Genomic DNA, 24,920 nt, shown 5'->3' with positions numbered 1-24,920 from the left:
CCATCAATCAGCCTCAGCCAACCAAGGAAACTCTAGAGCGAAGGTCGTCGTCGCCAGCAGCGCCGCCGCCCTCGTCAGTGATCGGGCTTATAGACCCCCAGCCTCCAACACGTCAACAGGGTTTTTCATGGCCCTGACACAAATCTCATATATCATTGAAATTAAACGATAATTTCTATCAACAGCCAGAGCGGCAGATTTCGCCCGCCTGGACGGGCGAAAAATCCATCGGCGCAGGCGGATTAGCCGGCCTTTGCCTCGTCATTGCCGCGAAGCAGACGGATCAGGGCGGAAAAGTCCTCGCCGCCATGGCCAAGTTTTTCGAACATCGAATAGAGCTGGGCCGCCTGTGCGCCCATCGGCGTCGTCGCGCCGGCGGCACTTGCGGCCTGCTGCGACAGCTTCAGGTCCTTCAGCATCAGGCTTGCGGCAAAGCCCGGCTTGTAATCGTTGTTGGCCGGCGAGGTCGCGACCGGTCCCGGCACCGGGCAGTAGCTCGTCAGCGACCAGCACTGGCCCGACGAGGTCGAGGCGACATCGAACAGCGCCTGATGCGACAGGCCGAGCCGTTCGGCAAGCACGAAGGCCTCGCAGACACCGGCCATCGAAATGCCGAGGATCATGTTGTTGCAGATCTTTGCCGCCTGGCCAGCACCAGTTCCACCGCAATGGACGATCTTCTTGCCCATGGCATCGAGCAATGGCTTGCCGCGGGCAAAAGCCTCGTCACTGCCGCCGACCATGAAGGTGAGCGTACCTGCCGCCGCTCCCCCTGTGCCGCCGGAGACCGGTGCGTCGAGAGACGGGCAGCCGATCTTTTCTGCAAGCGCGTGCGCCTTGCGGGCGCTGTCGACATCGATCGTCGAACTGTCGACCAGCAAGGTACCGGGATCGACGAAACCGAGAAGCTCGTCCCAGACGTAAAGCACATGGGCGCCGGCCGGCAGCATGGTAATGACGCATTCCGCGCCGCGAACAGCGTGCGCGATCGACCCGGCAACGGAAACGCCCGTTTTGGCTGCGGCATTGCGCGAGGCTTCCGACAGGTCGAAGCCGCTGACCGCGTGGCCCGCCTTGACCAGATTGGCGGCCATCGGCCCGCCCATATTGCCGAGCCCGATAAAGGCGATCTTCGTCATGTTACTCCTCCTCGCATTGAAAACTCGGCCAAAACCGAAGGCGCCCGATCCTCAGGCGCTAGAACAGCGGCGGGTGATCCTTCCTGGCGAACCGCGAGAGCATATCGGGCGTGACATCGGCCAGCCCCACCGACCATTTCGGATTGCGGTCCTTGTCGATCACGGCGGCGCGCACGCCCTCGTAGAAGTCAGGATTGGAAAGCATGCCGAGCGTTGCGGAATACTCCCGCTCCAGGCATTCATTCAGCGAGGCGCTGCGACGACCGGCGCGCACCAGATCGAGCGTCAGCTTCATGCTGAGCGCGGAACGGGAGTTGAGCAGCGCCAGCGTTTCCTTGGCGAAATCGGAACCGTCGGCCTCGAGCGCCGCTAGAATTTCCTCCACCGTATCGAAGGCGAAGCAGCGGTCGATCAGGCTGAGATGCGCCTGAAGCGGCGTTGTCGGGGCTTCGCTCGAAGATCCGGCAATTACCGCATCGACAGCGCCACCGTTTGCCGCTGTCGGCAGCGTTGCAAGATCCGCGACCAGTGCTTGCAGCCTGTCCGAAGTGACAAAGCTGTCGGCAAGGCGGGCATGGATGGCATCGCTTGCAACGATATCCCGGCCGGTCAGGCCCAGATAGGTGCCGAACTCGCCGGGCGCCCTCGGCAGAAGCCAGGTGGCGCCGACATCCGGGAAATAGCCGATGCCCGTTTCAGGCATGGCAAGCCGGGTGCGCTCGGTGACGATGCGATGGCTGCCATGGGCCGATATGCCGACACCACCGCCCATGACGATGCCGTCCATGATGGCGATATAGGGCTTGGCGTAGCCGGAGATGCGGCTGTTGACGATGAACTCCTCGCGCCAGAACTGCGCGCCCTCCTCCGGCCGCTCGTGCCCGCTTTCATAGATCATGCGGATATCGCCGCCGGCGCAAAGCCCGCGTTCGCCTTCGCCCGTCACCAGCACGGCGGCGATGGCCGGATCATTCTCGAACGTGGTCAGCGCTTCAGCGATCAGCCGGATCATCGGGACGTTGAGGCTGTTGAGCGCGCGTGTCCGGTTGAGCCGAATCCGGCCGAGCGCACCCTGGCGTTCGACGATGACTTCAGGTGCCGGCGTCTGCATTTCCATGAACGGTCCTTCCTACTTCCGGTCCGGCCTACTTCCGGCCGATGAGCGAGCGCGCGACGATCAGGCGCATGATCTCGTTGGTCCCCTCGAGGATCTGGTGCACCCGAAGGTCCCTGACAATCTTTTCGACGCCATAATCGGCGAGATAGCCATAGCCGCCGTGAAGCTGCAGGGCGTCGTTGGCGACGGCAAAGCAGCGGTCGGTGACGAACCGCTTGGCCATGGCACAGAGCTTGGTCGCCTCCGGATCGCCGGCGTCCAGCGCCGACGCGGCGCGCCAGAGGAAGGTGCGGGCGATTTCGAGATCCGTCGCCATGTCGGCAAGCCGGAACTGCAGCGCCTGGAATTCGCCGATCGCCTTGCCGAAGGCGCGGCGCTCCTGGACGTAGGCAAGCGCCTTTTCGAAGGCGGATTGGGCCCCGCCGAGCGAGGCGGCGGCGATGTTCAAGCGGCCACCATCGAGCCCGCCCATGGCGATCTTGAAGCCGTCGCCTTCAGCACCCAGCCGGTTTTCCGCCGGTACGCGCACGCCGTCGAGCATGACGGCACGGGTCGGCTGCACGTGCCAGCCCATCTTCTTCTCGTTGGCGCCAAATGTCAGGCCCGGCGCATCCTTCTCGACCACGAAGGTGGAAATACCCTTGGGGCCGTCCTCGCCGGTCCGCGCCATGATCACGTAGAGGCCGGATTCGCCGGCGCCTGAGATGAACTGCTTCTGGCCAGTCAGAACATAGTCGTTGCCGTCCTTGACCGCCTTCGTCTTGAGTGCGGCCGCATCCGATCCCGAGCCGGGCTCGGTCAGGCAGTAGCTCGCAAGCACCTCCATCGTCAAAAGCTTCGGCAGCAACCGCTGGCGCTGCTCGTCCGTGCCGTAGCGGTCGATCATGCCGGAACACATGTTGTGGATCGAGACGAAGGAGGCGACGGCCGGGCAGCCGGTCGCCAGCGCCTCGATGATGATCGCGGCGTCGAGCCGCGTCAGCCCCGTGCCACCGACATCGTCACGGACATAGATACCCGCCATGCCGAGTGCGGCGGCACCGCGCAGCGTGTCGACCGGAAAATGCTTCTGCTGATCCCAGTCGATCGCATGAGGGGCGAGTTCGTCGCGGGCGAAATCGAGCGCCATTTGACGAATGGCCTCCTGCTCCTCCGACAGGCGAAAATCCATATGCGCGTCCTCCCTGACTGCATAGTTGCTACAGGTATCCTTTGGTCCTGCGGCAACTCAAGGTCCTGCAGCATCCTTTGCGCGTCTCGCAAGACGCATGGCGCTGCAGGCAATCGAGGGCCTAGTTACACCAAACTTCGGAGAGGCCCAGATGCAACTTCTCACAGGGTCTGTTCAAAAATGAACAGACGGTGCCAATCAACTCTCGCTTAGACGATACGGCAGAGCGCCGCGTAAGTCATGGTCCACAATCAGGCGACGCTTCAATGGCGGCACGGCACGACTGGCGCATTTCGTCCGCTCGCAGATACGGCAGGAAATGCCGATCGGGTCGAAGGCCATACGGTTGCCGAGATCCATGTCGTCGGCATAGACGAAAGCATCGGCATAGGAGACCTCGCAGCCGAGTGCGAGGGCATAGCGGGGTTGTGCGGCGCGGAAACCGCCGCCGCCCTTGGTGATCTGGGTGGCAAGACAGAGATAGCGTACCCCATCGGGTGTTTCGGCCAGTTGCCGGATGATCCGGCCCGGCGTCTCGAAGGCCTGATGCACGTTCCAGAGCGGACAGGCGGCGCCGAAGCGTGCGAACTGAAGCTTCGCGGCGCTGTGGCGCTTGGTGATGTTGCCGGCGCGATCGATGCGGGCAAAGAAGATCGGAATGCCCTTCTGCCCAGGCCGCTGCAGCGTCGAGAGACGATGACAGACTTGCTCCAGCGATGCACCGAAGCGGGCGGCAAGAAGCTCTATGTCGTGCCGCAAGTCGCGGGCGGCCTTCGAGAAGGCCTGGTAGGGCAAGATCAGCGCGCCGGCAAAATAGTTCTGCAAGCCGATGCGACAGATCTCGTAGGCCTCTTCGGTGCGGAAGCCGGCGCTGCCGGCCACCCGGTCGATCTCCTCGCGGGCGTGAAGCTGGGCGATTTGCAGGGCGATCTGAAAGTCGCGTGTCGCCGTCGGCGCATATGGGTTGAGCGTCAGGATGCGGGCGCGCGGATCGAAGCGGCGGATCACCTCGTCGCCGGCCGATCCGCGAACGACCCGGACGCCATGGCGCTGTTCGAGATAGCTTGCCAAAGCCGCGTGATTGTCGCCCTCGCCAAGCCCCAACTCACCCGCCAGCCGTTCGGCGAGCAGATCGATCTCGTGGAGGTAGTTGTCGACGAAGTGGAAGAAGTCCCGCACTTCCTCATAGGGTGTCGTTTCGACGAAAGGTCCGCCGCGACCGATCGTGTCGTCGATGCTTGCGAGTTGCTCGCTGTTGCGGCGATAGGCCTGGTGGCAGGTGATCAACGCATGCGCCAGCCCGGGCGCGTTCTGGGCGACGAGCTTCAGTTCCTGCAGGCTCGCCGAGTAGGTTTCAAACAGCGGATCGCTGAGCGCTTCCGAGAGGGCAGAGAGCAGGCGATCGCCCTCGCCGGTCGAGAGTTCGGCGATGTCGATCTGGAATTTCTCGGCAAGCGCCAGGAGCACCGCCGCCGAGACTGGCCGCTGGTTGTTCTCGATTTGGTTGAGATAGCTGGTGGAGATGCCGATGCGCTCGGCGAACTGGCCTTGCGTCGCCTTGTTCACTTCCCGCAGTTCCCTGACCTTGCGGCCGATATAGAGCTTGCCGATCGCCATATTTGCAACTTTGCAATTTACGTTTCACAAATTTCTCTATTTCACATTTGCACATGAAGGGACGTTTTTCCATGCCGTCTTCGACGCTATTGCGAAGCTCGAAGCGCCTCTGCACAATTGTTGAAAAAATCGGGCACTGAAAAACCGGGAGGGCACCATGCGCGCCATACTAGAACAGGTCGAGGCCCGCCGGGCGGAAGCACGCGCCGGCGGCGGCCAGCGGCGGATCGACGCCCAGCACGGCAAGGGCAAGCTGACGGCGCGCGAACGCATCGAGGTGCTGCTCGACGAAGGTTCCTTCGAAGAATACGACATGTACGTCACCCACCGCTGCGTCGACTTCGGCATGGAGAGCCAAAAGGTCGCCGGTGATGGTGTCGTCACCGGCTGGGGAACGATCAACGGCCGGCAGGTCTATGTCTTCTCCCAGGACTTCACCGTGCTCGGCGGCTCACTGTCGGAAACCCATGCCCAGAAGATCTGCAAGATCATGGATATGGCGGTACGCAACGGCGCGCCGGTCATCGGCCTCAACGATTCGGGTGGCGCCCGCATCCAGGAAGGCGTGGCATCGCTAGCCGGTTATGCCGAGGTCTTCCGCCGTAATGCCGAGGCCTCCGGTGTCATTCCGCAGATCTCCGTGATCATGGGTCCGTGCGCCGGCGGCGCGGTCTATTCGCCGGCCATGACCGATTTCATCTTCATGGTCCGCGATTCATCCTACATGTTCGTGACCGGACCGGACGTCGTGAAGACCGTGACGAACGAGATCGTCACAGCCGAAGAACTGGGCGGCGCGCGCACGCATACATCGAAATCCTCCGTTGCCGATGGCGCCTATGAGAACGACATCGAGGCGCTGGAGGCGACCCGCCTGCTCTTCGATTTCCTGCCGCTCAACAATCGTGAGAAGCCGCCGGTCCGCCCCTTCCACGACGATCCGTCGCGGCTCGATATGCGCCTCGACAGCCTGATCCCCGATAGCGCCACCAAGCCCTACGACATGAAGGAACTGATCCTGTCGCTCGCCGACGAGGGCGACTTCTTCGAGCTGCAGCAGAGCTTCGCCCGCAACATCGTCACCGGCTTCATCCGCATGGAGGGACAGACGGTCGGCGTTGTCGCCAACCAGCCGATGGTGCTTGCCGGGTGCCTCGACATCGACAGCTCGCGCAAGGCCGCGCGTTTCGTGCGCTTCTGCGACGCCTTTTCCATCCCGCTCCTGACGCTGGTCGACGTGCCCGGCTTCCTGCCTGGCACCGCCCAGGAATATGGCGGCGTCATCAAGCACGGCGCCAAGCTGCTCTTTGCCTATAGCCAGGCGACCGTGCCAATGGTGACGTTGATCACCCGCAAGGCCTATGGCGGCGCCTATGACGTCATGGCCTCGAAACACATCGGCGCCGACGTCAACTATGCCTGGCCGACCGCCGAGATCGCCGTCATGGGCGCCAAGGGCGCAACCGAAATTCTCTACCGCTCAGAACTCGGCGATGCCGAGAAGATTGCGGCGCGAACGAAGGAATACGAGGAGCGCTTCGCCAATCCGTTCGTTGCGGCCGAGCGCGGCTTTATCGACGAAGTGATCATGCCGCATTCATCGCGCCGCCGCATCGCCCGCGCCTTCGCGTCGCTGCGCAACAAGCAGATCGACCTGCGCTGGCGCAAGCACGACACGATCCCGCTTTGATGGAGGCGACGATGGAGCGTGAGCCGGAGCGCATCATGACACCGGAGGAAGCCAGGCGTGATCACTGGCAGATGCTGCGCTACATGGCGATCAATGCGCTGATCGGCGTTGTCATTGGCGCGACAACAGCAGGCGTGCTCATCGGGCTCAACATCGGCGCCGTCGGCACTCATATCGCCCGCTCCACGAGCCCGGTTCTCGCCGCGCTCATGGTCGTCGTGCCCTTCGCGCTGCTCTTTGGCGGTGCAGCCGCAGCATCGTCGATCGCGCTTCTGCCCTATCGCCGCAAGTTCAAACGCTGACGCGCCCCACGGATTTGAAAGAGAAACAGATGTTCAAGAAAATCCTCATCGCCAACCGTGGTGAAATCGCCTGCCGCGTCATCAAGACCGCAAAGAAACTCGGCATCGCCACGGTCGCCGTCTATTCCGACGCCGACCGCGAAGCCATGCATGTGCGCATGGCGGATGAGGCCGTGCATATTGGCGCCTCGCCCTCGGCCCAGTCCTACATCGTCATCGACAAGATCATCGACGCGATCCGCAAGACGGGCGCGGATGCCGTCCACCCGGGCTACGGCTTCCTTTCGGAAAACGCCGCCTTTGCCGAGGCACTCGAAAAGGAGGGCGTCGCCTTCATCGGGCCGCCGGTTGGCGCCATCCAGGCGATGGGCGACAAGATCACCTCCAAGAAGCTCGCAGCCGAAGCCGGCGTCTCGACGGTTCCGGGCCACATGGGTCTGATCGAGGACGCCGAGGAGGCCGTCAGGATCGCCACCTCCATCGGCTATCCCGTGATGATCAAGGCATCGGCTGGCGGCGGCGGCAAGGGCATGCGCATCGCCTGGAACGACCAGGAGGCGCGCGAAGGCTTCCAGTCCTCGAAAAACGAGGCAAAGAACTCGTTTGGCGACGATCGCATCTTTATCGAGAAATTCGTCACCGAGCCGCGCCATATCGAGATCCAGGTGCTTGGCGACAAGCATGGCAACACGCTTTATCTCGGCGAGCGCGAATGCTCGATCCAGCGCCGCAACCAGAAAGTCATCGAGGAGGCGCCCTCGCCGTTTCTCGACGCCGAGACGCGCAAGGCCATGGGCGAGCAGGCGGTCGCGCTGGCAAAAGCGGTCGGCTACCATTCGGCCGGCACCGTCGAGTTCATCGTCGATGCCAAGCGCAACTTTTACTTCCTCGAGATGAACACCCGCCTGCAGGTGGAGCATCCGGTGACCGAACTCATCACCGGGCTCGATCTCGTCGAGCAGATGATCCGTGTTGCTAGCGGCGAAAAGCTCGCCTTCGGCCAGGACAACGTGAAGCTAAATGGCTGGGCGATCGAAAGCCGGCTTTATGCGGAAGATCCCTATCGCAACTTCCTGCCCTCGATCGGCCGGCTGACGCGCTACCGCCCGCCGGTCGAGGGAAAACGCGACGACGGCACCGTGACTCGCAACGACACCGGCGTCTTCGAGGGTGGCGAGATCTCGATGTATTACGATCCGATGATTGCCAAGCTCTGCACCTGGGGACCGGACCGCAAGGCGGCCGTCGACGCGATGGCCGTGGCGCTCGACCAGTTCGAAGTCGAGGGCATCGGCCACAATCTGCCGTTCCTCGCCGCCGTCATGCAGCAACAGCGCTTCCGCGACGGCCGGCTGACGACTGCCTATATCGCCGAAGAGTTCGCCGATGGCTTCCATGGCGTGACGGCCGATGAGCGGTCGCTTCGCAAGCTTGCCGCCGTCGCCGTATCGGTCAACCAGGCCCTGCAGGTGCGCGCGAGCCAGATTTCTGGCACGATCGGCAATCACCGTCGCGTCGTCGGCCATGACTGGGTCGCAAGCCTTGGCGATCACGACTTCGCGGTGACGGCCGGCGCTTCTGCCGATGGAGCCTATGTGAGATTTGCCGACGGCGCCTCGCTTTCGATCGCCGGAGACTGGGTCCCAGGTCGCACACTTGCCACCTTCAACATCGACAATGAGCCCTTGAGCGTCAAAGTCGACCTGGTCGGCACCGCCATCCGGCTTCGCTGGCGCGGCATCGATCTTGTCGCCTACGTGAGAAGCCCGCGTGTCGCCGAACTCGCGCGGCTGATGCCGAAGAAACTGCCGCCGGACATGTCGCGCATGCTGCTTTGCCCGATGCCGGGTGTGATCACCTCCGTCACTGTAAAGGCGGGCGATACGGTCGAGGCCGGACAGGCACTCGCCGTCGTCGAGGCGATGAAGATGGAGAACATCCTGCGCGCCGAGAAGAAGGCCGTGGTCAAGCGCGTGGCAGTGGTGGCCGGTGCGAGCCTTGCGGTCGATGAACTGATCATGGAATTCGAGTGATGGAAGCGCCCCGGGTGATACCCCCCTCTGCCCTGCCGGGCATCTCCCCCACAAGGGGGGAGCTCGGCCCGTGGCACGGCTTTGCCCCAAGAGCCCAGCGACGCTGCAAGAGCTTGGAAACACATCGGGTTACCGATGGAATGGGAGGTAGCGGCTTGTCGATCTCCCCCCGTGTGGGGGAGAGGTCCGGCAGGACAGAGGGGGGTGCCACCACATACCACCTGATTACGCGCTGCATATGGAGCAATGCCCATGACTGACAAAACCATCACGGACTGGGAAACGCTCGCTGAGCGCGAGCTCAAGGCAGCGCCGGAAAGCCTCACCTGGCAGACGCCCGAGGGCATCGCTGTAAAGCCGCTCTATACGGCTGACGATCTCGGCGGCATCGAGCATCTAACTTCACTGCCCGGCTTCGAACCTTTCGTGCGCGGGCCCCGCGCCACCATGTATGCCGGCCGTTCCTGGACGATCCGGCAATATGCCGGCTTCTCGACGGCGGAAGCCTCCAACGCCTTCTACCGGAAGAATCTCGCCGCGGGCCAGAAAGGCCTCTCGGTCGCCTTCGACCTTGCGACCCATCGCGGTTATGACAGCGACCATCCGCGCGTCGAGGGCGATGTCGGCAAGGCGGGCGTCGCGATCGACTCGGTCGAGGACATGAAGATCCTGTTCGACGGCATTCCGCTCGACGAGATGTCGGTGTCGATGACCATGAACGGCGCTGTTATCCCGATCCTTGCCTCCTTCATCGTCGCCGGCGAGGAACAGGGCGTCTCGCGCGACAAGCTTTCAGGCACCATCCAGAACGACATCTTGAAGGAGTTCATGGTCCGCAACACCTATATCTACCCGCCGGAACCTTCGATGCGGATCGTTGCCGATATCATCGAATACACGGCCAGGGAGATGCCGAAGTTCAACTCGATCTCGATTTCCGGCTATCACATGCAGGAGGCGGGTGCGACGCTGGTGCAGGAGCTCGCCTTCACGCTCGCCGACGGGCGAGAATATGTGCGCGCCGCCCTTGCCAAGGGGCTGAATGTCGACGAATTCGCAGGCCGCCTTTCCTTCTTCTTTGCAATCGGCATGAACTTCTTCATGGAAGCGGCGAAACTCCGCGCAGCGCGTCTGCTCTGGACCCGCATCATGAAAGAGTTCGAGCCGAAGAAGCCGTCCTCCCTGATGCTGCGCACCCACTGCCAGACCTCGGGCGTCTCGCTGCAGGAGCAGGACCCCTATAACAACATCATCCGCACCGCGTTTGAGGCGATGTCGGCGGCCCTTGGCGGCACGCAGTCGCTGCACACCAATTCCTTCGACGAGGCGATCGCCTTGCCGACGGAGTTTTCCGCGCGCATCGCCCGCAACACGCAGCTGATCCTGCAGCACGAGACCGGCGTCACGAAGGTGGTCGACCCGCTCGCCGGCTCCTACTATGTCGAGAGCCTGACCAATGAACTCGCCGAAAAGGCCTGGGCGCTGATCGAGGAGGTCGAGGCGATGGGCGGCATGACCCGTGCCGTCAATGCCGGACTGCCGAAGCGACTGATCGAGGAGGCGGCCACCCGGCGCCAGGCGGCCGTCGACAAGGGCGAGGAGATCATCGTCGGCGTCAACAAGTACCGCCTCGACAACGAGGAACCGATCGACATTCTGGAGATCGACAACAGTGCCGTGCGCGCCGCCCAGATCCGCCGGATCGCGGAGACGAAGCGGCGGCGCGACAGCGTCAAAGTGAAAGAGACGCTGGAGGCGCTTTCGCAGATCGCCTCGACAGGTGAAGGCAACCTGCTTGCCGCCGCCGTCGAAGCGGCGCGAGCGCGCGCAACCGTCGGCGAAATCTCCGACGCAATGCGCGGCGCGTTCGGCGACCACGCCGCAACGCCCAAGGTCGTCAGCAAGATCTACGGCAAGGCCTATGAAGGCGAGCCCGAACTCGCGGTTCTCTCCGGGCGCCTGGACGAGGTCTCGGCAAAACTCGGGCGCAAGCCGAAGATCATGGTCGCCAAGCTCGGGCAGGACGGCCATGACCGCGGCGCCAAGGTGATCGCCTCCGCCTTCGGCGACATCGGCTTCGATGTGCTTGCCGGGCCGCTGTTCCAGACGCCGGACGAGGCAGCCGACATGGCGCTTGCGAACAAGGTCAATGTCATTGGCGTCTCATCGCTGGCTGCCGGCCACAAGACGCTGATGCCGCAGCTTGCGGAAGCCCTGAAGCAGCGTGGCGGCGAGGACGTGATCGTCATCTGCGGCGGCGTCATTCCGCGCCAGGACTATGACTACCTGATGGAGAACGGTGTGTCGGCCGTATTCGGCCCGGGCACGAATGTCCTTGATGCGGCGCGTGCCGTGCTCGACCTGATCGAGGGCAAGCGCCGCAACATCTGAAGCGCTCGAACGGGAGGGGTGGCAGGGGTTTATTCCACCTGCCCCGGCGGTTGTCGTCACTGGTGGCCGTAACTGCAACGGCTGAGAGCAGGAGCGCGCGGAGAGCGGAGATCATTGCGCCGTCGGTCCCCTATCCTCAGCAACGGCCAGTTCGACCACCGCCGCCTCGCCATCGTCGAACCAGTTGGCAGCCCCGTAAAGGTTGTCGCGGGTGTCCTCTCCGTTCACCTGCGGATGCTGCAATCGGAAGACAGGAAGCTTTGCCAAGGAAATCAAAATACGCGTGTCTAGAACGTCCCTTGCGCGTTCGTGTGAACGCACGGCTCTCCAGAATGGCCCGCGGCGCGGTGGGCGTCTCAGATGCGATGCGTCTCGGCCGGCAGTTCTTGGTGCCTGTTCGAGGGCAGGCCCTTTTCAAAGGTGACGCGGATGGACAAAGGGGCACCGTCAGCCTGCGACACCACCATGAACATTTGCAATTGCCCGCCACGCCGAACGAACTGAATGCCGAAACTCCTGCCGCCATAGGCGCCTGAGATGGTTGGCTTCCACTGTCCTTTACCGGCCGCGAGCTGCAGATCCGCAAAACCCTCGACGTTCGCCACGGCCTGCCAGCCAGTGTTGCTGCTGACGGTCAGCAGGTCACCGTGCCTCACGATGCCGATATAGCATTTATCGCACCGCCCGGCCGTCGAGGTCAGCTGCCGCCATTGCCCGGCAAAGGCATCGCCGTCCGCCCGTGCGGCGGTCGCAAATGCAAAAGACAGCAGGCCGACGATACCGGCCCTTCGCAAGAACTTCACGCTTCCACTCCCCGGAACACTGCCCCATTTCGGCAGGCGCGACCACACACATGCATTGATTGCGCCTCGCAAGAAAAACAACCATAGAGCAAGAGGTCAAGATCGGATGGAAGCAAATCTGTGCATTGCCGGTCACAACACGCCGATCACGACCAGCCCTCCAGCCTGGGGCCCTCGACCGGCCCGTGATTGGCGCTTGCCTTCTGCTCACGACGGGCGACAATTGGATGAGGCGGAAAGGGCGAGCCCATGGGCCGCTTGTCCTGCATCCTCCGCGTCACCGGGGAGGCCGGCTATGCGAAAACTGCAGTCGCAAGGGGTTCACCACATCACGCTTGTCGGCGCAGACCGGCAGACGTCGATCGACTTCTGGGAGGGGTTGCTCGGCATGCCCTTCATTTTCGAACAGCCGAACCTTGACCGGGCGAGTGAGAGCCATCTGTATTTCGATCCGGGCGATGGCCGCCTGATCACCATCTTTACCGACGAGAACCGCAAGCCCGTGCAGAAGCGGACGCCGACGGACAGCGGCTGCGTGCACCACATCGCCTTCGCCGTATCCCGCGCGACCTTCTCCCAGGCGGTCGAACGGCTCGACCAGCGGAACATCAAGCATAGCGGAATCAAGGATCGCGGCTTCATGGACTCGATCTATTTCGAGGATCCGCTCGGCTTGCTGATCGAACTTGCCTCCTACCGCTTCGAGCCGCCGGCGGGCCACAGCCACGCCGAGGTCCTGATGGAAGCGCATAAGGTCCGGGTCGCGCGCGGCGACTACAACATCGCCGAAGTTCACCTTGCCGATGCGATAGAGGGACTGGTCGAGCGCGCACGGCCGACGCTTTCGCCCGATCGCTTGCCGAAAGACCCCTACGGTCGGCGCTAGCGTCGGCCCGTGGTGGGATGTGCCGCGCACCATTCAGCAGGTGGCTGACGCGAGAGCCACCAGCAGAATGGCGCTCAACAGGGAGGAATGCCATGTCCGCAATCCAGCTCAACGTGATCAAGCCCAGCGTCAACAACATGACGGCGCGCGTTTTCCTCAGAGCAGCCAAACTCGATTTCAGCGAGAAGGATGTCTACGGCCAAACACGTACGCCCGAGTATTTGGCGCGGGCGCCGTCGCATCTGACACCGATGATCGAGACTGCGGATCTGCCCAAGGGTGCTCTGTGGGAAAGCTGCGCGATCATGCAGTATCTCTGCAACAAGCACGGGCTCGACGACTTCTATCCGAAAGATCCGGAAGCCCGGGCCATGATCGACAGTGCCATGTTCTATCTCATCGGCACCTTCTATCCTTATCTCGCGCGGGCAACCTATCCGGCGCTGAACTTCCCGCTTTATGCGGGCGAAGTCGGCTGCAGCGACGCCGATGCCCCGACGAAGGAAGCCGCACGCCAGGCGGCAGTGGCCGCACTCGCCGAACCGCTCGACGTCTTCCGTGCCTTCTACATTGGAGACAAGCCCTTCATCGGCGGTGCCAGACCATCGATCGCCGACATCAGGCTTGCCGCGACGCTCGAATTCCTGGCGGCGATCGACTATGCGCTGCCGGACTGGGCAAAGACTTACATGGCAAACATCGAGAGAACGCTTGGCCCCGCCTACGCCGAGCCCGCCGCCGATGTCCGCGGCTATGTCAACTACGTGAAATCGCAGAGGTAGAGGAACCGACGCGTCGCCCCGCACTCCGCCGGCGGCCCCATCGGCCGTCATTGAACAAGAAGGACAATACCGGTTGCTCCGAGTGCCAGCGTCCAGAGGCGATCGAAGTTGATCCAGGCCGAGCGCAGGACCGCCAGGTCAAACCAGGCAAAGACGGCGAGCGACAGCACCGCGGTAACGATGAGCATTGCCCCGCTATGAACCGCGACGGCGGCCAACGAGATCGGTAGCGAACTTGCCATCGCCAGTTCGCTCGCGTGACCTGCAAGGCAGAGGCTGAGGACCGCTGGCACCAGCATCAGGCCCGCCCCATGGCTCGTCGCCATCAGGAAGGACCAGAGCGCGAGACCGGCCATATCGGTTCGCATTCCGATTCTCACACGGTGGCGATGTCCATAAACGGCGCTGTAGCCAGCGGCACCCAGAATGAGCGCAGCCGCGGCCATCCTGAAGGTGTTCGGATCCAAGGTCGAGCCAAAGGCGACGACCACCGCCAAGACGGTCGCGACGGAGATCGCATGGCCGATGGCAATGGGAGCGAGGGACAGCCAGACAACCCGGCCGCTCTGACTGTGAAGACCAAGCGCCACGGCGAAAAGCCAGCCCATTGCCGGATTGAGGCCGTGAAAGGCGCCGAGGCCTGCAAGCGAGAGCCATGGCCAGAACGTCGTCATTCGCCGTGACAGCGCCTCACCGCTGCCCCTCCTCACGGATAGCAGTAGGAATCGGACGAGCAGTCGCCGCCTTCGAGCCGAACCTGATGCGGACGATGGCCTTTCGGCCAATCGACAAAGAAATTCTCGTCGAATGCGATGCCGCCGCCGTCGGCAACATCCAGCTTGACCATCCAGCCGTCGATGCCCTCAGGATAGAACTGCGGATCGATGGCGCCGTAGAGCGAATTGGTGAAATAGACCCGCTTGCCGTCGCGACTGATCTCCACCATTTGCGGCCCGCCGCTCAGCGCTCCATTTTTTGCCTTTGGATGGGTTGCGCGCGAGACGATGCCGCCGATCCGCACTCGGCCCGTCTCCTTCGGCGCGAAGGGGTCCGAGACATCGTACTGGATCATGTCTCCGGTGCCCCAGCAGGAGACGTAGAGGAACCGGTCGTCCATCGACAGGTCGATATCGGTGACAAGCGGCGCGACTGCGCTGAAGCCCTTGAGCACAGGCGGTAGCAGTTCCGGGTCGGCGGGCTCGGCCGGGATCTCGATCACCTTTTTGACCGCCCATTGGTTGCCGTCGCGATACCAGGTCCAGATCGAAGCCGAGAGGTCCTTGAGGCTGATGACACAGCCGACGAAGCCATAGGCCTTGGTCGGGTCATGGGCCGGGCGCAATTCGAAGACGAGCTGGTGCTCCTCCCCGAAGTCGATCTCCTGCAGGTGCTTGCGCTTGTGCAGGTCCCAGAAGTGCAGCCGGCGACCGTATTTCGAACCGAGCAACACCTCCGGAACCAGCCCATTCTCGAACGTATCCGGCGTGCCCCACTCGCTGGTGATCATCGTGTCGTGGCCGAGATGCCACCAGAAATCATAGGCAAGCTTCTGCGGCCCACGGTCCATCTCCCATTGGCCGAGCACGTCGAAGCTCTGGTGGTCGAGCAGGAAGATGCCGCCCGGCGCCTTGCCATCGCGGTCGGCAAGCGCGTTGACATAGATGCCTTCCGGCCCGCAATGGGTGGTGTGCAGCCGCGAATAGTTCGCCTTCTCGGCAATTTCCGAGGGCTCGATCACCCGGATGATCTGCGGATTGCGCGGGTCCGGCTTGGTGTCGATGATATGGAGCCGCGAGGATCGCAGCCCCGGCACCACCAGATAGCGCCGCTCGACATGCGGATGCGGTGCGTTGGGGCAAAGGCACGAGGAACAGGCGTTCCAACCGAAGTGATGCAACTCGTCGCCGACATTGGGCATGTCGACCTGGCCGACGATCTGCGAATAGGTTGATGACGCCGGATCGACGTCAACGACCGCGATTGCATCCGGCCTCTTTCGCTCCGGATCGAACGCCGCCACATAGGCGAGCGTTTCCTTTGGCGCCTTGGCCGCCATGCGTGGTGATGGATAGAAGGAAGGATCGGGTCGCCACGTCGCCATTTCCATTCTCCCTGGAGAATTCCCAATGCGTGGATCCTGATGCAGGCTTTGGTGATGCGGCAAAAAGGCGTCGGAAATGCGGCCTACGCCTTATTTCCTCGATGGAGTGCTTGAAGCTAAGTGGGGGATCCTTTCCACGGGTGTTGTTTTGACCCGCGGATCGCTCCGCCGGGTCCGGACGCAGCGCTGACTTACGTCTCGATCCGCAGCTTCATGCGATCGGCGGCAAACCGGCTGCGGGAATACTCCACGGGTTTGGCGTCCAGATCGGCATTGACCGACTGCGCCTCTAGTACGATCGCGCCCGGCGAAAGCTTCAGCATCGAAAGCTCCTCGGCATCGGCGTGCCGGGCGACGATTTCAGTCGAGACACGTACATAGTCGTCGAGGCCATGAGCGGCGAAGGCCTTGGTCACCGAATGCAACTGCGCGAAATCCTCGGCCATGCGCGGAAATCGGTTCGCCGGATAGTAGCTTGCCGAAACCGACAGAGGCCGTCCGTCTCCGCTGCTGACTGTCCTGAGCTCGATGACGGGATCTCCGAGCGCTATCCGCAGCGCCTTTGCCACCTCGCCCGTTGCGGCCATTTCGGCATGACCAAGCAGCCTCGTGCCGATCTCCTTCACCTGACGACCGAGCCCCTGCGAGAAGCGCGTACGTTTGGAGATCGGGTAGCTCACCCGTTCCTTGCGCTCGATCATCGTGCCGCGTCCCTGAACGGCCCGCACCAGGCCTTCATCGGCAAGCGCCGCCAGCGCGCTTCTGACCGTATGCCGGTTGACGCCGAACTCCGCTGCCAGCGCCGTTTCGGGCGGCACCATGCCGGCCGCATCATAGTCACCATTGCTGATTGCCAGGCGGATCCGGTCGGCGATCTGCCGCCACAGGGCGACCCCGGTCTGTCGCTCCACCACTTTTCGCATTGCCATGTCACAAGCCTGTCATTTGCCGACGCTATGAAAAAGTATAAGATGTATAGTTGTCTAGATCAATAGACATTTGAGGTGAAAATGATGGATGCGAAGCTGAAACAGGAAAGCCCGCCGGATCCGGTGCGCAAGAAGGCCATGGGACTGCTTGCCCGCGCAACCCTCGACGAGCTCAAGGCCGCCTGGGACGCGCTCGTGGACAAGCCGGAGGTTCATCCGGTGCGCGGTCCGGAGACCGGTCTCGTGATGGTGCGCGGCCGCATTGGCGGTGGCGGCGATCCCTTCAATCTCGGCGAAGCAACCGTTTCGCGCGCAACCATCCGACTTTCGACCAGCGAGATCGGCCACGGGCAGCTGCTCGGCACCGACAAGCAGCGCGCCCGCCTCGCAGCCATCTTCGATGCGCTCTCCCAGCGAGACGGCGACAAAGCCCCTGTCGAGGCTCTGCTCCGTCGCATCGGCGAGCGGCTGGCACGGGAAGAACGCCGCAAGGCCGAAGAGACTGCGGCTACCCGCGTCGACTTTTTCACCATGGTCCGGGGAGACGACTGATGGCCAGCCAATCGCAGATTTACGCCGGCGCCTTCGCCGATCCGGTCTTTGCCGCCCAGTCCGTGTTCCGCAACTTGATGGACGGCTTCGCGCGCCCAGGCACGATCAGGCAGCTTTCGGCCACGAGCACCCCGCCCGCTCCGCTGGGTAGCGCCGCCGGTGCTGTCGCATTGACGCTTTGCGACCATGATACGCCCGTCTGGCTGACGCCAGCGCTCTCCAAATCTGCCGTTCCGCAATGGATCGCCTTTCACACCGGCGCATCGGTGACGTCAAGCAAGACCGAAGCCCGCTTCGCCTTCGTTGAAAAGGGCACTGCCATTCCAAGCTTCGACCAGTTCGCGCTCGGAACGCAGGAATACCCCGATCGCTCCACCACGCTCGTCGTCGAGATCGAAGCGCTCTCGGGCGGCATGCCGCTCGTCGCCAAGGGCCCCGGCATCAAGACCGAGGTCGAGATATCGCCGAAGGGACTTCCGGATGTGTTTCTCGACTTCTGGAACGCCAATCGCGCGATCTTCCCGCGCGGTGTCGACCTCGCGCTGACCGCCGGCGAGGAGCTTCTCTGCCTGCCGCGCACAACCCGTCTTTCGCAGAAGGAGGCGTAACCATGTATGTAGCCGTCAAGGGCGGGGAAGCCGCCATTGCCAATGCGCACCGCCTTCTCGCCGATCGCCGCCGCGGCGACCGAAACCTTCCCTCTATCACCATCGACCAGGTGGTCGAGCAACTCGGCCTTGCCGTCGACCGGGTGATGGCGGAAGCCTCGCTCTACGATCGCGCACTCGCAGCGCTCGCCGTCCGCCAGGCGCGCGGTGACATGATCGAGGCGATCTTCATCCTGCGTGCCTATCGCACGACCCTGCCCCGCTTCGGCTACTCCGAGCCGGTCGACACCGCCAACATGAGGGTCGAGCGCCGCGTGTCGGCGACCTACAAGGATCTGCCCGGCGGCCAGCTGCTCGGGCCCACCTTCGACTACACCCATCGCCTTCTCGACCCGTCGCTGATTTCTGACGAGGCCATTGCGGAACCGGCGGTCAAGGAACCCGGCGAACACGTCATGCGGGTCTCCGACATTCTCGACGGCGAAGGCCTGATCGAGGGCGACGGCCAGATGCCTGAGGGTCACGTTATGGGCGACCTCACCCGCGAGCCGATGGAGTTTCCAATGGCCCGGGATCTGCGCCTGCAGGCGCTCGCGCGCGGCGACGAAGGCTTCCTGCTGGCGCTCGCCTATTCCACCCAGCGCGGCTATGGCCGCACTCACCCCTTCGTCGGCGAAGTGCGCATCGGCGAAGTCGAGGTCGAGCTCGATCTTCCCGAGCTCGGCTTTGCCGTCTCGCTCGGCACGATCCGTGTCACCGAGTGCCAGATGGTCAACCAGTTCATGGGCTCGGCCAAGCAGCCGCCGCAGTTCACCCGCGGCTACGGCCTCGTTTTCGGCCAGAGCGAACGCAAGGCCATGTCCATGTCGCTGGTCGACCGGGCGCTCAGAACCGACGAGTTTAGCGAAGACATCGTTGCGCCCGCCCAGGACCAGGAATTCGTCATTTCGCACGCCGACAACGTTCAGGCGACAGGCTTCGTCGAACACCTGAAGTTGCCGCACTATGTCGACTTCCAGGCGGAACTGGACCTGGTGCGCCGCATGCGCCGCGACTATGAAGCCGCCAATTCCGGCGAGACGGCAAAGGAACAGCGGGAGGCGGCCGAATGATCGGGCACACCTCCAGCGCCGGCGGTTCAGTCTCCGCTGCCACCGTCCCCGCCGCAATCGCCGCCGTTACCAGCATAGACGGCACCGGCATCACCCCCGCCGTCGTTCTTGCGCGCTCGGCGATCCGGCTCGCGCGCCGGCAGGCGGGCAATGCTGAACAGGCCGGCGACTGCGGAACATACGACAAAGATCCCAACCACCCAGACAAAAATCTCGCTCAAATCCTGGCCCCATCCGCGGTCGACACTCTCAAGGGTAATCAGCGATGAACGACCTTGCTACCTATAATTTCGCCTATCTGGACGAACAGACCAAGCGCATGATCCGCCGCGCAATCCTGAAGGCGATCGCCATCCCCGGCTACCAGGTTCCATTTGCGTCGCGCGAAATGCCGATGCCTTATGGCTGGGGCACTGGCGGGGTTCAGGTCACCGCCTCGATCGTCGGACCGGAAGACGTGTTGAAGGTCATCGACCAGGGTGCTGACGACACCACCAACGCCGTCTCGATCCGCGCCTTCTTCCAGAAGGTCGCCAATGTCGCGGTCACCACCCGGACGAAGGAGGCGACGATCATCCAGACGCGCCACCGCATTCCGGAGGAAAAGCTCACCGAGGGCCAGACGCTCGTCTACCAGGTACCGATCCCGGAACCCTTGCGCTTCCTCGAGCCGCGCGAGACCGAAACGCGCAAGATGCATGCGCTCGAGGAATACGGGCTGATGCATGTGAAGCTCTACGAGGACATCGCCCGCAACGGCCATATCGCCACGACCTATGCCTATCCGGTCAAGGTCGAGGGCCGCTACGTCATGGATCCCTCACCGACGCCGAAGTTCGACAATCCGAAGATGCACATGTCGGAAGCGCTTCAGCTCTTCGGCGCCGGCCGCGAAAAACGTATCTATGCCGTGCCACCCTATACCGACGTCGTCAGCCTGGACTTTGACGATCACCCGTTCGAGATCCAGAGCTTCGACAAGCCCTGTGCGCTCTGCGGCGCCGAGGACGTCTATCTCGACGAGGTCATTCTCGACGACAAGGGCGGACGCATGTTCGTCTGCTCCGACACCGATCATTGCGAAGACCGCCGCGCCTGCGGCCATGCAGGTCACATGCTCGCCCGAAAGGAAGCCGCAGAATGAGTACCGTACCGCTTCTGAAAGTGAACGACGTTTCGAAGTTCTACGGAAGCCGCATCGGCTGCCGCAACGTCTCCTTCGAACTCTACCCGGGCGAAGTGCTCGCGATCGTCGGCGAGTCCGGTTCCGGCAAGACGACGCTGCTGTCGTGCCTCTCGACCCGGCTGATGCCGACGTCGGGCATCGTCGAATACCACATGCGCGACGGTCAGTACCGGGACCTCGCTCGCATGGGCGAAGCCGAGCGTCGCTTCCTGATGAGGACCGACTGGGGCTTCGTGCACCAGAACCCGGCCGATGGCCTCAGGATGACGGTTTCGGCCGGCGCCAATGTCGGCGAACGACTGATGGCCGTCGGCGACCGCCACTACGGCAACATCCGTGCCACCGCCAGCGACTGGCTGGAGCGGGTCGAGATCGGCATCGACCGCATCGATGACCAGCCGCGCGCCTTCTCCGGCGGCATGCGCCAGCGCCTGCAGATTGCCCGCAATCTCGTCACCTCTCCGCGCCTCGTCTTCATGGACGAGCCGACCGGCGGTCTCGACGTCTCGGTGCAGGCGCGCCTGCTCGACCTGGTGCGCGGCCTCGTGCACGACCTCGGCCTTGCCGCGATCATCGTCACCCACGATCTCGCCGTCGCCCGCCTTCTCTCACACCGCATGATGGTGATGAAGGACGGCGCCGTCATCGAGCAAGGGCTGACCGATCGCGTGCTCGACGATCCGCGCGAGCCCTATACCCAGCTCCTCGTTTCTTCCATCTTGCAGGTGTAAACCATGGCTACGCCCCTTGTTGTTTCCGAAGTCGCCAAAAGCTTCACCATGCACCTGCGCGACGGTATCCGCCGGCCCGTCGTCGCCAATGTCTCCTTCTCAGTCAAGGCGGGCGAGTGCGTCGTTCTCGGCGGCCCCTCCGGCGTCGGCAAGAGCTCGATCCTCAAGATGCTCTACGGCAATTACGGTGTCGATGAAGGCCAGATCCTGATGGATCACGACGGCAAGCTCGTGAACCTTGCGACCGCCGAGCCGCGTACCGTGCTTGAAGTCCGGCGCACCACGCTCGGCTATGTCAGCCAGTTCCTGCGCGTCGTGCCGCGCGTCTCCGCTCTCGACATCGTCGCCGAACCCTTGCAGGCCCGCGGCACCCCGATCGAGGAAGCCCGCGCGCATGCGGCCGAGCTCCTAAGCAAGCTCAACCTGCCGCGCGAACTCTGGAGCCTGCCGCCAGCCACCTTCTCCGGTGGCGAGCAGCAGCGCGTCAACATCGCCCGCGGCTTCATCACCGATCACAAGATCCTGCTTCTCGACGAGCCGACCGCTTCGCTCGACGCCAGGAACCGGGCGGTCGTGGTCGAGCTGATCGCCGAAAAGAAGGCCAAGGGCACGGCGCTGATCGGCATCTTCCATGACGAGGAAGTGCGCGACGCCGTCGCCGACCGCATCCTCGACGTTTCCGCGTTCTCGCCGCGAAAGGCTGCCGCATGAGCCAGAAGCTCGGGCTTGAGCCCTTCATCCATCCGACGGCGAGCGTCAACAATTCGACGCTCGGCCGCTATACCGAAGTGCAGGAGCGCTCGCGGCTCGACGAGGTCGAGTTCGGCGACTATTCCTACATCATGCAGGACGGCTCGATCTGGTGCGCGACGATCGGCAAGTTCGTCAACATCGCCGCGGCCGTGCGCATCAACGCCACCAATCACCCGACCTGGCGGGCGACACTGCACCACTTCACCTACCGCGCGCCCAACTATTGGGACGATACGGAGCTCGACCACGACCTCTTCGCCTGGCGACGGTCCAACCGCGTGACCATCGGCCATGACGTCTGGATCGGCCACGGTGCCACCATCCTGCCGGGGGTCAATGTCGGCAATGGCGCGGTGATCGGCGCCGGCGCCGTCGTCTCGAAGGACGTCGAACCTTACACGATCGTCGGCGGCGTGCCGGCCAAGCTCATCCGCGCCCGCTTCAACGAGGGCATCGGCGAACGCATGGACGCCCTTGCCTGGTGGGACTGGGACCACCAGCGCCTGCGCCGCGCGCTTGACGATTTCCGCGAGCTGACGGCCGAGGAGTTTTTGGTGCGCTATGCGTGAACAGTAGGGAACTTCGACACGTCATCCTCGCTTTCCGCATCGCTTAGTTGGTCGATGCCGCCGAGATTGCCGCCACCCTGGTTTCCGACTATTACCGCGTTGATCGCGTATGGGGGCGACTCGATGCAAGACTATTTGTTTCAAGGCATGCGCCAGACCGCAGATCGTGCGCGCCTCCTGCTCGCAACGCATATCGCTGCCGCTCCATACCTGCCGTGGAAATTACGGCGCGGGGCGATAGCATTGCAAATGAGGACCAACAGCACTCAACACTTGGCAGCCCGTTACGCCGCGATCGATCATTGCAAGGGAGTTAAAAGCCCCCCGCTTCGCAAAGGCCAACTCGGGCCGATCTGGCAATTCTGGGCCCAAGGGGCGGAGACGGCTCCGCCGATCGTGCAAACCTGCCTTCGATCGGTCGAGATGAATTCCGCCGGTAGGAAACGTATCGTCCTGACGGCTGAAACCGTAGGCGATTATCTTGATATACCTGGCAGCCTCATGGACAGAATCCCTTTCTGGGGTTGGACAAAATTCTCAAATTTAGTGCGATTGATGTTGCTTGAGCGGCATGGTGGAACCTGGATCGACGCTACCGTTCTGATTGACCGCGCCATTCCACACTGGATCGAAGAGCGTGATTTTTTCGTATTCCGGTGGCCCTATGATCCACGCATACTGGCCAACTGGTTTATGCATGCGAAATCAGAGGCCCCCCTGACGGTTGCCATAAGCGCCGCCTACCAGAACTATTGGCTTCGCGCTGAGAAGCCCGGTGACTACTTCATGTTCCACTATTTGTTTGAATCTGTTGTGCTCGCCCAGCATAGGCTGGCCAAGCTATGGAACGATGTGCCGTTTCACAACGCAGCCATTCCCCACGAAATGCAGGCGCTGCTCGGCTATCCCTTCGAATACGATTTGTATCGAAGCGTACTGGCCCGTTCATGGATTCAGAAACTCACCTACAAGCCGGGGGCGGAGGTGCCTTGCGACGGCCCAACATTCATTTCGCGCCTAAGCGAGGGCATCCCCTCGGCGCCGCACCAGAAGGCTAGCCAGCCAACGTAGTGGACGCGTAGCTCTCCAGGAGTAGCTGTTCAACGTTGCGCTTAAGCTTCTTTCCAGTGCTTGCGCACGAGCCGCGGCATCTGCAAGGTCGTTCTGCAATTGAAGCTGTTGCCGCCGAAACTCCTCTTCCTTGAAGCCAGCAGCCTCCCGCGCCGCAGTCAGCTGCTGCTGCACCTGCTCCAGTTTCACGTCTGCGGCTTCCTGTGCCGCATGCGATTGGCGCAGTTGCTCTGATTTCACATCCACGTCATGCTGGACGTGTTCCAACTGTAATCTGAAGCTTTCTGCGTCTCTCCTGCGCCGACCCACAAGCTCGCTGAACGTTGCGTCTACAAAGCGCTTACGAGGGTTATCGAGTTTTTCCTTCAGCAATGAAAGCTCTCCCATGGCCTCTTGGTCACTGGGATTTTGGTCAAGCTTAACAATGTTCGCCCGTATCTGGTCCGTAAAGCCTGCGATCTCTCCCACGCTGTGCAGGCGCTCTTCCGACGTATTATGGTGTCGGAGGTCCGGCCTTACAAAGTCGGCGATGCCCGCTCGCGCCTGGCTTACGGGGATCGGCCAGTCTACATTCAAACACGAGCCAATCCGATGGCACACGCCCTCGAAATCGCTGAGCAGCGCATCATAAGGTACAAAAACTCGGGCTGAACCTCGGGTGTCTGCCTCTGCTTCAAGGATATGCCGTGCCCACATCAACCTTCCGTAGTCGACAGTAATTCCATCGCGAGCATTTAGTGAGGCGGCAACCTCATCCGCATTCCGGTATGGGATAATGTAGCGGAGTTCGACGTTTAGCTGATCCGAAACATCCTTGAATAAGGGAACCAACCGACAGATTCTTGGATCTTTCAGAACAAACAACTGTGAATCGCCGAAATCTTCTCGAAGGCAGGCAGCGATAACACTCCTAAAATGGAGATATTTTTCATCCAACAACTGACGATCAAAGCTTCGCCAGTCGTCCCAACTGCCATCACCTTCTGCCAGCAGTTGGTCGTTTATGGAAACCAGGCGCTCGGGTTCCCAATGCCCCGTCTCGTTGCTCCCGCCGGCGCCCATCAATCTGGCAGGCAAATCAGCTCCCAGAAGACTTAGAACACGTGTCAGCGCGCTGGTCCCTGATCGGTGCATACCGAGCACGGCCAATCCGATACGCCTCGTCGGGTGCGTCCCTTCAGGCTCGTAATGCTCGGCTGGAATCGAAACGTTCATGCTGGTCCCCCCAATGTTCCCCTCACTCTCCCGTCGATCAAGGCAGTGCCCTTTCACGGGTTGCCGAAGCCACCTTTTCGCGGGAAGCAAATTGCTCGCTATCAAATCAGAGGGATCTTACGCAAGCCATGTCTTAACGACTGAAAGAGGAACCACGAACGT

At 62.5% G+C, this 24,920-nt stretch carries 24 protein-coding genes; 15 read left to right on the top strand and 9 right to left on the bottom strand.

All coding sequences use genetic code 11. The features are described 5' to 3' along the window. Positions 1-242 precede the first annotated feature (242 nt). The 4 genes from mmsB to BBX50_RS02720 form a co-directional block, all read right to left on the bottom strand. Positions 243-1,139 carry a 3-hydroxyisobutyrate dehydrogenase gene (gene mmsB, locus BBX50_RS02735; RefSeq protein WP_065773780.1) on the bottom strand — a complete coding sequence of 299 codons (897 nt, stop codon included), beginning with the start codon at positions 1,137-1,139 and terminating at the stop codon, positions 243-245. A 58-nt stretch (positions 1,140-1,197) separates the two neighbouring features. Next, positions 1,198-2,256, bottom strand: a complete 1,059-nt coding sequence (locus BBX50_RS02730) for an enoyl-CoA hydratase/isomerase family protein (protein ID WP_065773779.1) — start codon at positions 2,254-2,256, stop codon at positions 1,198-1,200. A gap of 28 nt (positions 2,257-2,284) precedes the next feature. Next, positions 2,285-3,427 (bottom strand): isobutyryl-CoA dehydrogenase, encoded by a 1,143-nt coding sequence (locus BBX50_RS02725; protein ID WP_065773778.1) that lies wholly within the window; start codon positions 3,425-3,427, stop codon positions 2,285-2,287. Between the two features lie 198 nt (positions 3,428-3,625). Continuing rightward, complete coding sequence (locus tag BBX50_RS02720) at positions 3,626-5,044, bottom strand: XRE family transcriptional regulator (protein WP_065773777.1); 1,419 nt, start codon at positions 5,042-5,044, stop codon at positions 3,626-3,628. Positions 5,045-5,201: 157 nt separating this feature from the next. Here BBX50_RS02720 and BBX50_RS02715 point away from each other — a divergent pair, with 157 nt between their 5' ends. From BBX50_RS02715 to scpA, 4 genes are all read left to right on the top strand, one after another. Next, positions 5,202-6,734 (top strand): acyl-CoA carboxylase subunit beta, encoded by a 1,533-nt coding sequence (locus BBX50_RS02715; RefSeq protein WP_065773776.1) that lies wholly within the window; start codon positions 5,202-5,204, stop codon positions 6,732-6,734. 11 nt (positions 6,735-6,745) lie between these two features. Further along, entirely contained in the window at positions 6,746-7,036 is a 291-nt protein-coding gene (locus BBX50_RS02710; protein WP_244513260.1) for a hypothetical protein, read from the top strand. Positions 7,037-7,065: 29 nt separating this feature from the next. After that, positions 7,066-9,069 carry an acetyl/propionyl/methylcrotonyl-CoA carboxylase subunit alpha gene (locus BBX50_RS02705; RefSeq protein WP_065773775.1) on the top strand — a complete coding sequence of 668 codons (2,004 nt, stop codon included), beginning with the start codon at positions 7,066-7,068 and terminating at the stop codon, positions 9,067-9,069. 252 nt (positions 9,070-9,321) lie between these two features. Then, positions 9,322-11,460, top strand: a complete 2,139-nt coding sequence (scpA, locus tag BBX50_RS02700) for a methylmalonyl-CoA mutase (RefSeq protein WP_065773774.1) — start codon at positions 9,322-9,324, stop codon at positions 11,458-11,460. 356 nt (positions 11,461-11,816) lie between these two features. Here scpA and BBX50_RS02690 read toward each other — a convergent pair whose 3' ends face one another. Next, positions 11,817-12,311: a hypothetical protein gene (locus BBX50_RS02690; RefSeq protein WP_139108414.1), complete on the bottom strand. Its 495-nt coding sequence runs from the start codon at positions 12,309-12,311 to the stop codon at positions 11,817-11,819. A gap of 247 nt (positions 12,312-12,558) precedes the next feature. Here BBX50_RS02690 and BBX50_RS02685 point away from each other — a divergent pair, with 247 nt between their 5' ends. After that, positions 12,559-13,149 carry a VOC family protein gene (locus BBX50_RS02685; RefSeq protein WP_065773771.1) on the top strand — a complete coding sequence of 197 codons (591 nt, stop codon included), beginning with the start codon at positions 12,559-12,561 and terminating at the stop codon, positions 13,147-13,149. A gap of 92 nt (positions 13,150-13,241) precedes the next feature. Further along, a complete protein-coding gene (locus BBX50_RS02680) occupies positions 13,242-13,931 on the top strand; it encodes a glutathione S-transferase family protein (RefSeq protein ID WP_065773770.1) in 690 nt (229 codons plus the stop codon). A 47-nt stretch (positions 13,932-13,978) separates the two neighbouring features. Here BBX50_RS02680 and BBX50_RS02675 read toward each other — a convergent pair whose 3' ends face one another. The 3 genes from BBX50_RS02675 to phnF all read right to left on the bottom strand — a co-directional run bounded on the left by BBX50_RS02675 (position 13,979) and on the right by phnF (position 16,955). Continuing rightward, positions 13,979-14,605, bottom strand: coding sequence for a hypothetical protein (locus tag BBX50_RS02675; protein ID WP_065773769.1), 627 nt, complete (start codon positions 14,603-14,605; stop codon positions 13,979-13,981). Between the two features lie 32 nt (positions 14,606-14,637). Next, a complete protein-coding gene (locus BBX50_RS02670) occupies positions 14,638-16,032 on the bottom strand; it encodes a selenium-binding family protein (RefSeq protein WP_065773768.1) in 1,395 nt (464 codons plus the stop codon). Positions 16,033-16,223: 191 nt separating this feature from the next. After that, entirely contained in the window at positions 16,224-16,955 is a 732-nt protein-coding gene (gene phnF / locus BBX50_RS02665; RefSeq protein ID WP_065773800.1) for a phosphonate metabolism transcriptional regulator PhnF, read from the bottom strand. Between the two features lie 90 nt (positions 16,956-17,045). On the opposite strand from phnF, the gene phnG reads away from it, so the two are divergent. The 9 genes from phnG to BBX50_RS02620 all read left to right on the top strand — a co-directional run bounded on the left by phnG (position 17,046) and on the right by BBX50_RS02620 (position 23,543). Then, on the top strand, positions 17,046-17,513 hold the full coding sequence (gene phnG, locus BBX50_RS02660; RefSeq protein ID WP_139108420.1) for a phosphonate C-P lyase system protein PhnG: 468 nt from the start codon (positions 17,046-17,048) through the stop codon (positions 17,511-17,513). Beyond that, positions 17,513-18,121, top strand: coding sequence for a phosphonate C-P lyase system protein PhnH (gene phnH / locus BBX50_RS02655; RefSeq protein ID WP_065773766.1), 609 nt, complete (start codon positions 17,513-17,515; stop codon positions 18,119-18,121). The genes phnG and phnH overlap by 1 nt, the downstream gene beginning before the upstream one ends. Positions 18,122-18,123: 2 nt before the next feature. Then, the gene (locus BBX50_RS02650; RefSeq protein WP_065773765.1) at positions 18,124-19,233 is read left to right on the top strand and encodes a carbon-phosphorus lyase complex subunit PhnI; all 1,110 of its coding nucleotides are present in this window, start codon (positions 18,124-18,126) and stop codon (positions 19,231-19,233) included. Next, entirely contained in the window at positions 19,230-19,502 is a 273-nt protein-coding gene (locus BBX50_RS02645; RefSeq protein ID WP_065773764.1) for a hypothetical protein, read from the top strand. The genes BBX50_RS02650 and BBX50_RS02645 overlap by 4 nt, the downstream gene beginning before the upstream one ends. Further along, positions 19,499-20,377: an alpha-D-ribose 1-methylphosphonate 5-phosphate C-P-lyase PhnJ gene (locus tag BBX50_RS02640; protein WP_065773763.1), complete on the top strand. Its 879-nt coding sequence runs from the start codon at positions 19,499-19,501 to the stop codon at positions 20,375-20,377. Before BBX50_RS02645 ends, BBX50_RS02640 begins: the two co-directional genes overlap by 4 nt. After that, positions 20,374-21,150 (top strand): phosphonate C-P lyase system protein PhnK, encoded by a 777-nt coding sequence (gene phnK, locus BBX50_RS02635; protein ID WP_065773762.1) that lies wholly within the window; start codon positions 20,374-20,376, stop codon positions 21,148-21,150. The genes BBX50_RS02640 and phnK overlap by 4 nt, the downstream gene beginning before the upstream one ends. Positions 21,151-21,153: 3 nt before the next feature. Continuing rightward, positions 21,154-21,861 (top strand): phosphonate C-P lyase system protein PhnL, encoded by a 708-nt coding sequence (phnL, locus tag BBX50_RS02630; protein WP_065773761.1) that lies wholly within the window; start codon positions 21,154-21,156, stop codon positions 21,859-21,861. Further along, positions 21,858-22,472 (top strand): DapH/DapD/GlmU-related protein, encoded by a 615-nt coding sequence (locus tag BBX50_RS02625; RefSeq protein WP_065773760.1) that lies wholly within the window; start codon positions 21,858-21,860, stop codon positions 22,470-22,472. Before phnL ends, BBX50_RS02625 begins: the two co-directional genes overlap by 4 nt. 123 nt (positions 22,473-22,595) lie before the next feature. Then, the gene (locus BBX50_RS02620) at positions 22,596-23,543 is read left to right on the top strand and encodes a capsular polysaccharide synthesis protein (protein WP_065773759.1); all 948 of its coding nucleotides are present in this window, start codon (positions 22,596-22,598) and stop codon (positions 23,541-23,543) included. Here BBX50_RS02620 and BBX50_RS02615 read toward each other — a convergent pair. Further along, entirely contained in the window at positions 23,490-24,758 is a 1,269-nt protein-coding gene (locus tag BBX50_RS02615; protein ID WP_065773758.1) for a sulfotransferase family protein, read from the bottom strand. The two genes, BBX50_RS02620 and BBX50_RS02615, sit on opposite strands and share 54 nt — an antisense overlap. Positions 24,759-24,920 lie beyond the last annotated feature (162 nt).

Source organism: Ensifer sp. LC11, from assembly GCF_001695835.1.
Classification (GTDB): Bacteria; Pseudomonadota; Alphaproteobacteria; order Rhizobiales; family Rhizobiaceae; genus Ensifer.
This window is presented reverse-complemented; position numbering and strand designations above follow the sequence as displayed.

Excerpts from the sequence above, each read along its gene's own strand:
- mmsB (WP_065773780.1), bottom strand. The coding sequence starts at position 1,139 with ATGACGAAGATCGCCTTTATCGGGCTCGGCAATATGGGCGGGCCGATG.
- BBX50_RS02730 (WP_065773779.1), bottom strand. The coding sequence starts at position 2,256 with ATGGAAATGCAGACGCCGGCACCTGAAGTCATCGTCGAACGCCAGGGT.
- BBX50_RS02725 (WP_065773778.1), bottom strand. The coding sequence starts at position 3,427 with ATGGATTTTCGCCTGTCGGAGGAGCAGGAGGCCATTCGTCAAATGGCG.
- BBX50_RS02720 (WP_065773777.1), bottom strand. The coding sequence starts at position 5,044 with ATGGCGATCGGCAAGCTCTATATCGGCCGCAAGGTCAGGGAACTGCGG.
- BBX50_RS02715 (WP_065773776.1), top strand. The coding sequence starts at position 5,202 with ATGCGCGCCATACTAGAACAGGTCGAGGCCCGCCGGGCGGAAGCACGC.
- BBX50_RS02710 (WP_244513260.1), top strand. The coding sequence starts at position 6,746 with ATGGAGCGTGAGCCGGAGCGCATCATGACACCGGAGGAAGCCAGGCGT.
- BBX50_RS02705 (WP_065773775.1), top strand. The coding sequence starts at position 7,066 with ATGTTCAAGAAAATCCTCATCGCCAACCGTGGTGAAATCGCCTGCCGC.
- scpA (WP_065773774.1), top strand. The coding sequence starts at position 9,322 with ATGACTGACAAAACCATCACGGACTGGGAAACGCTCGCTGAGCGCGAG.
- BBX50_RS02685 (WP_065773771.1), top strand. The coding sequence starts at position 12,559 with ATGCGAAAACTGCAGTCGCAAGGGGTTCACCACATCACGCTTGTCGGC.
- BBX50_RS02680 (WP_065773770.1), top strand. The coding sequence starts at position 13,242 with ATGTCCGCAATCCAGCTCAACGTGATCAAGCCCAGCGTCAACAACATG.
- BBX50_RS02675 (WP_065773769.1), bottom strand. The coding sequence starts at position 14,605 with ATGACGACGTTCTGGCCATGGCTCTCGCTTGCAGGCCTCGGCGCCTTT.
- BBX50_RS02670 (WP_065773768.1), bottom strand. The coding sequence starts at position 16,032 with ATGGCGACGTGGCGACCCGATCCTTCCTTCTATCCATCACCACGCATG.
- phnF (WP_065773800.1), bottom strand. The coding sequence starts at position 16,955 with ATGCGAAAAGTGGTGGAGCGACAGACCGGGGTCGCCCTGTGGCGGCAG.
- phnG (WP_139108420.1), top strand. The coding sequence starts at position 17,046 with ATGGATGCGAAGCTGAAACAGGAAAGCCCGCCGGATCCGGTGCGCAAG.
- phnH (WP_065773766.1), top strand. The coding sequence starts at position 17,513 with ATGGCCAGCCAATCGCAGATTTACGCCGGCGCCTTCGCCGATCCGGTC.
- BBX50_RS02650 (WP_065773765.1), top strand. The coding sequence starts at position 18,124 with ATGTATGTAGCCGTCAAGGGCGGGGAAGCCGCCATTGCCAATGCGCAC.
- BBX50_RS02645 (WP_065773764.1), top strand. The coding sequence starts at position 19,230 with ATGATCGGGCACACCTCCAGCGCCGGCGGTTCAGTCTCCGCTGCCACC.
- BBX50_RS02640 (WP_065773763.1), top strand. The coding sequence starts at position 19,499 with ATGAACGACCTTGCTACCTATAATTTCGCCTATCTGGACGAACAGACC.
- phnK (WP_065773762.1), top strand. The coding sequence starts at position 20,374 with ATGAGTACCGTACCGCTTCTGAAAGTGAACGACGTTTCGAAGTTCTAC.
- phnL (WP_065773761.1), top strand. The coding sequence starts at position 21,154 with ATGGCTACGCCCCTTGTTGTTTCCGAAGTCGCCAAAAGCTTCACCATG.
- BBX50_RS02625 (WP_065773760.1), top strand. The coding sequence starts at position 21,858 with ATGAGCCAGAAGCTCGGGCTTGAGCCCTTCATCCATCCGACGGCGAGC.
- BBX50_RS02620 (WP_065773759.1), top strand. The coding sequence starts at position 22,596 with ATGCAAGACTATTTGTTTCAAGGCATGCGCCAGACCGCAGATCGTGCG.
- BBX50_RS02615 (WP_065773758.1), bottom strand. The coding sequence starts at position 24,758 with ATGAACGTTTCGATTCCAGCCGAGCATTACGAGCCTGAAGGGACGCAC.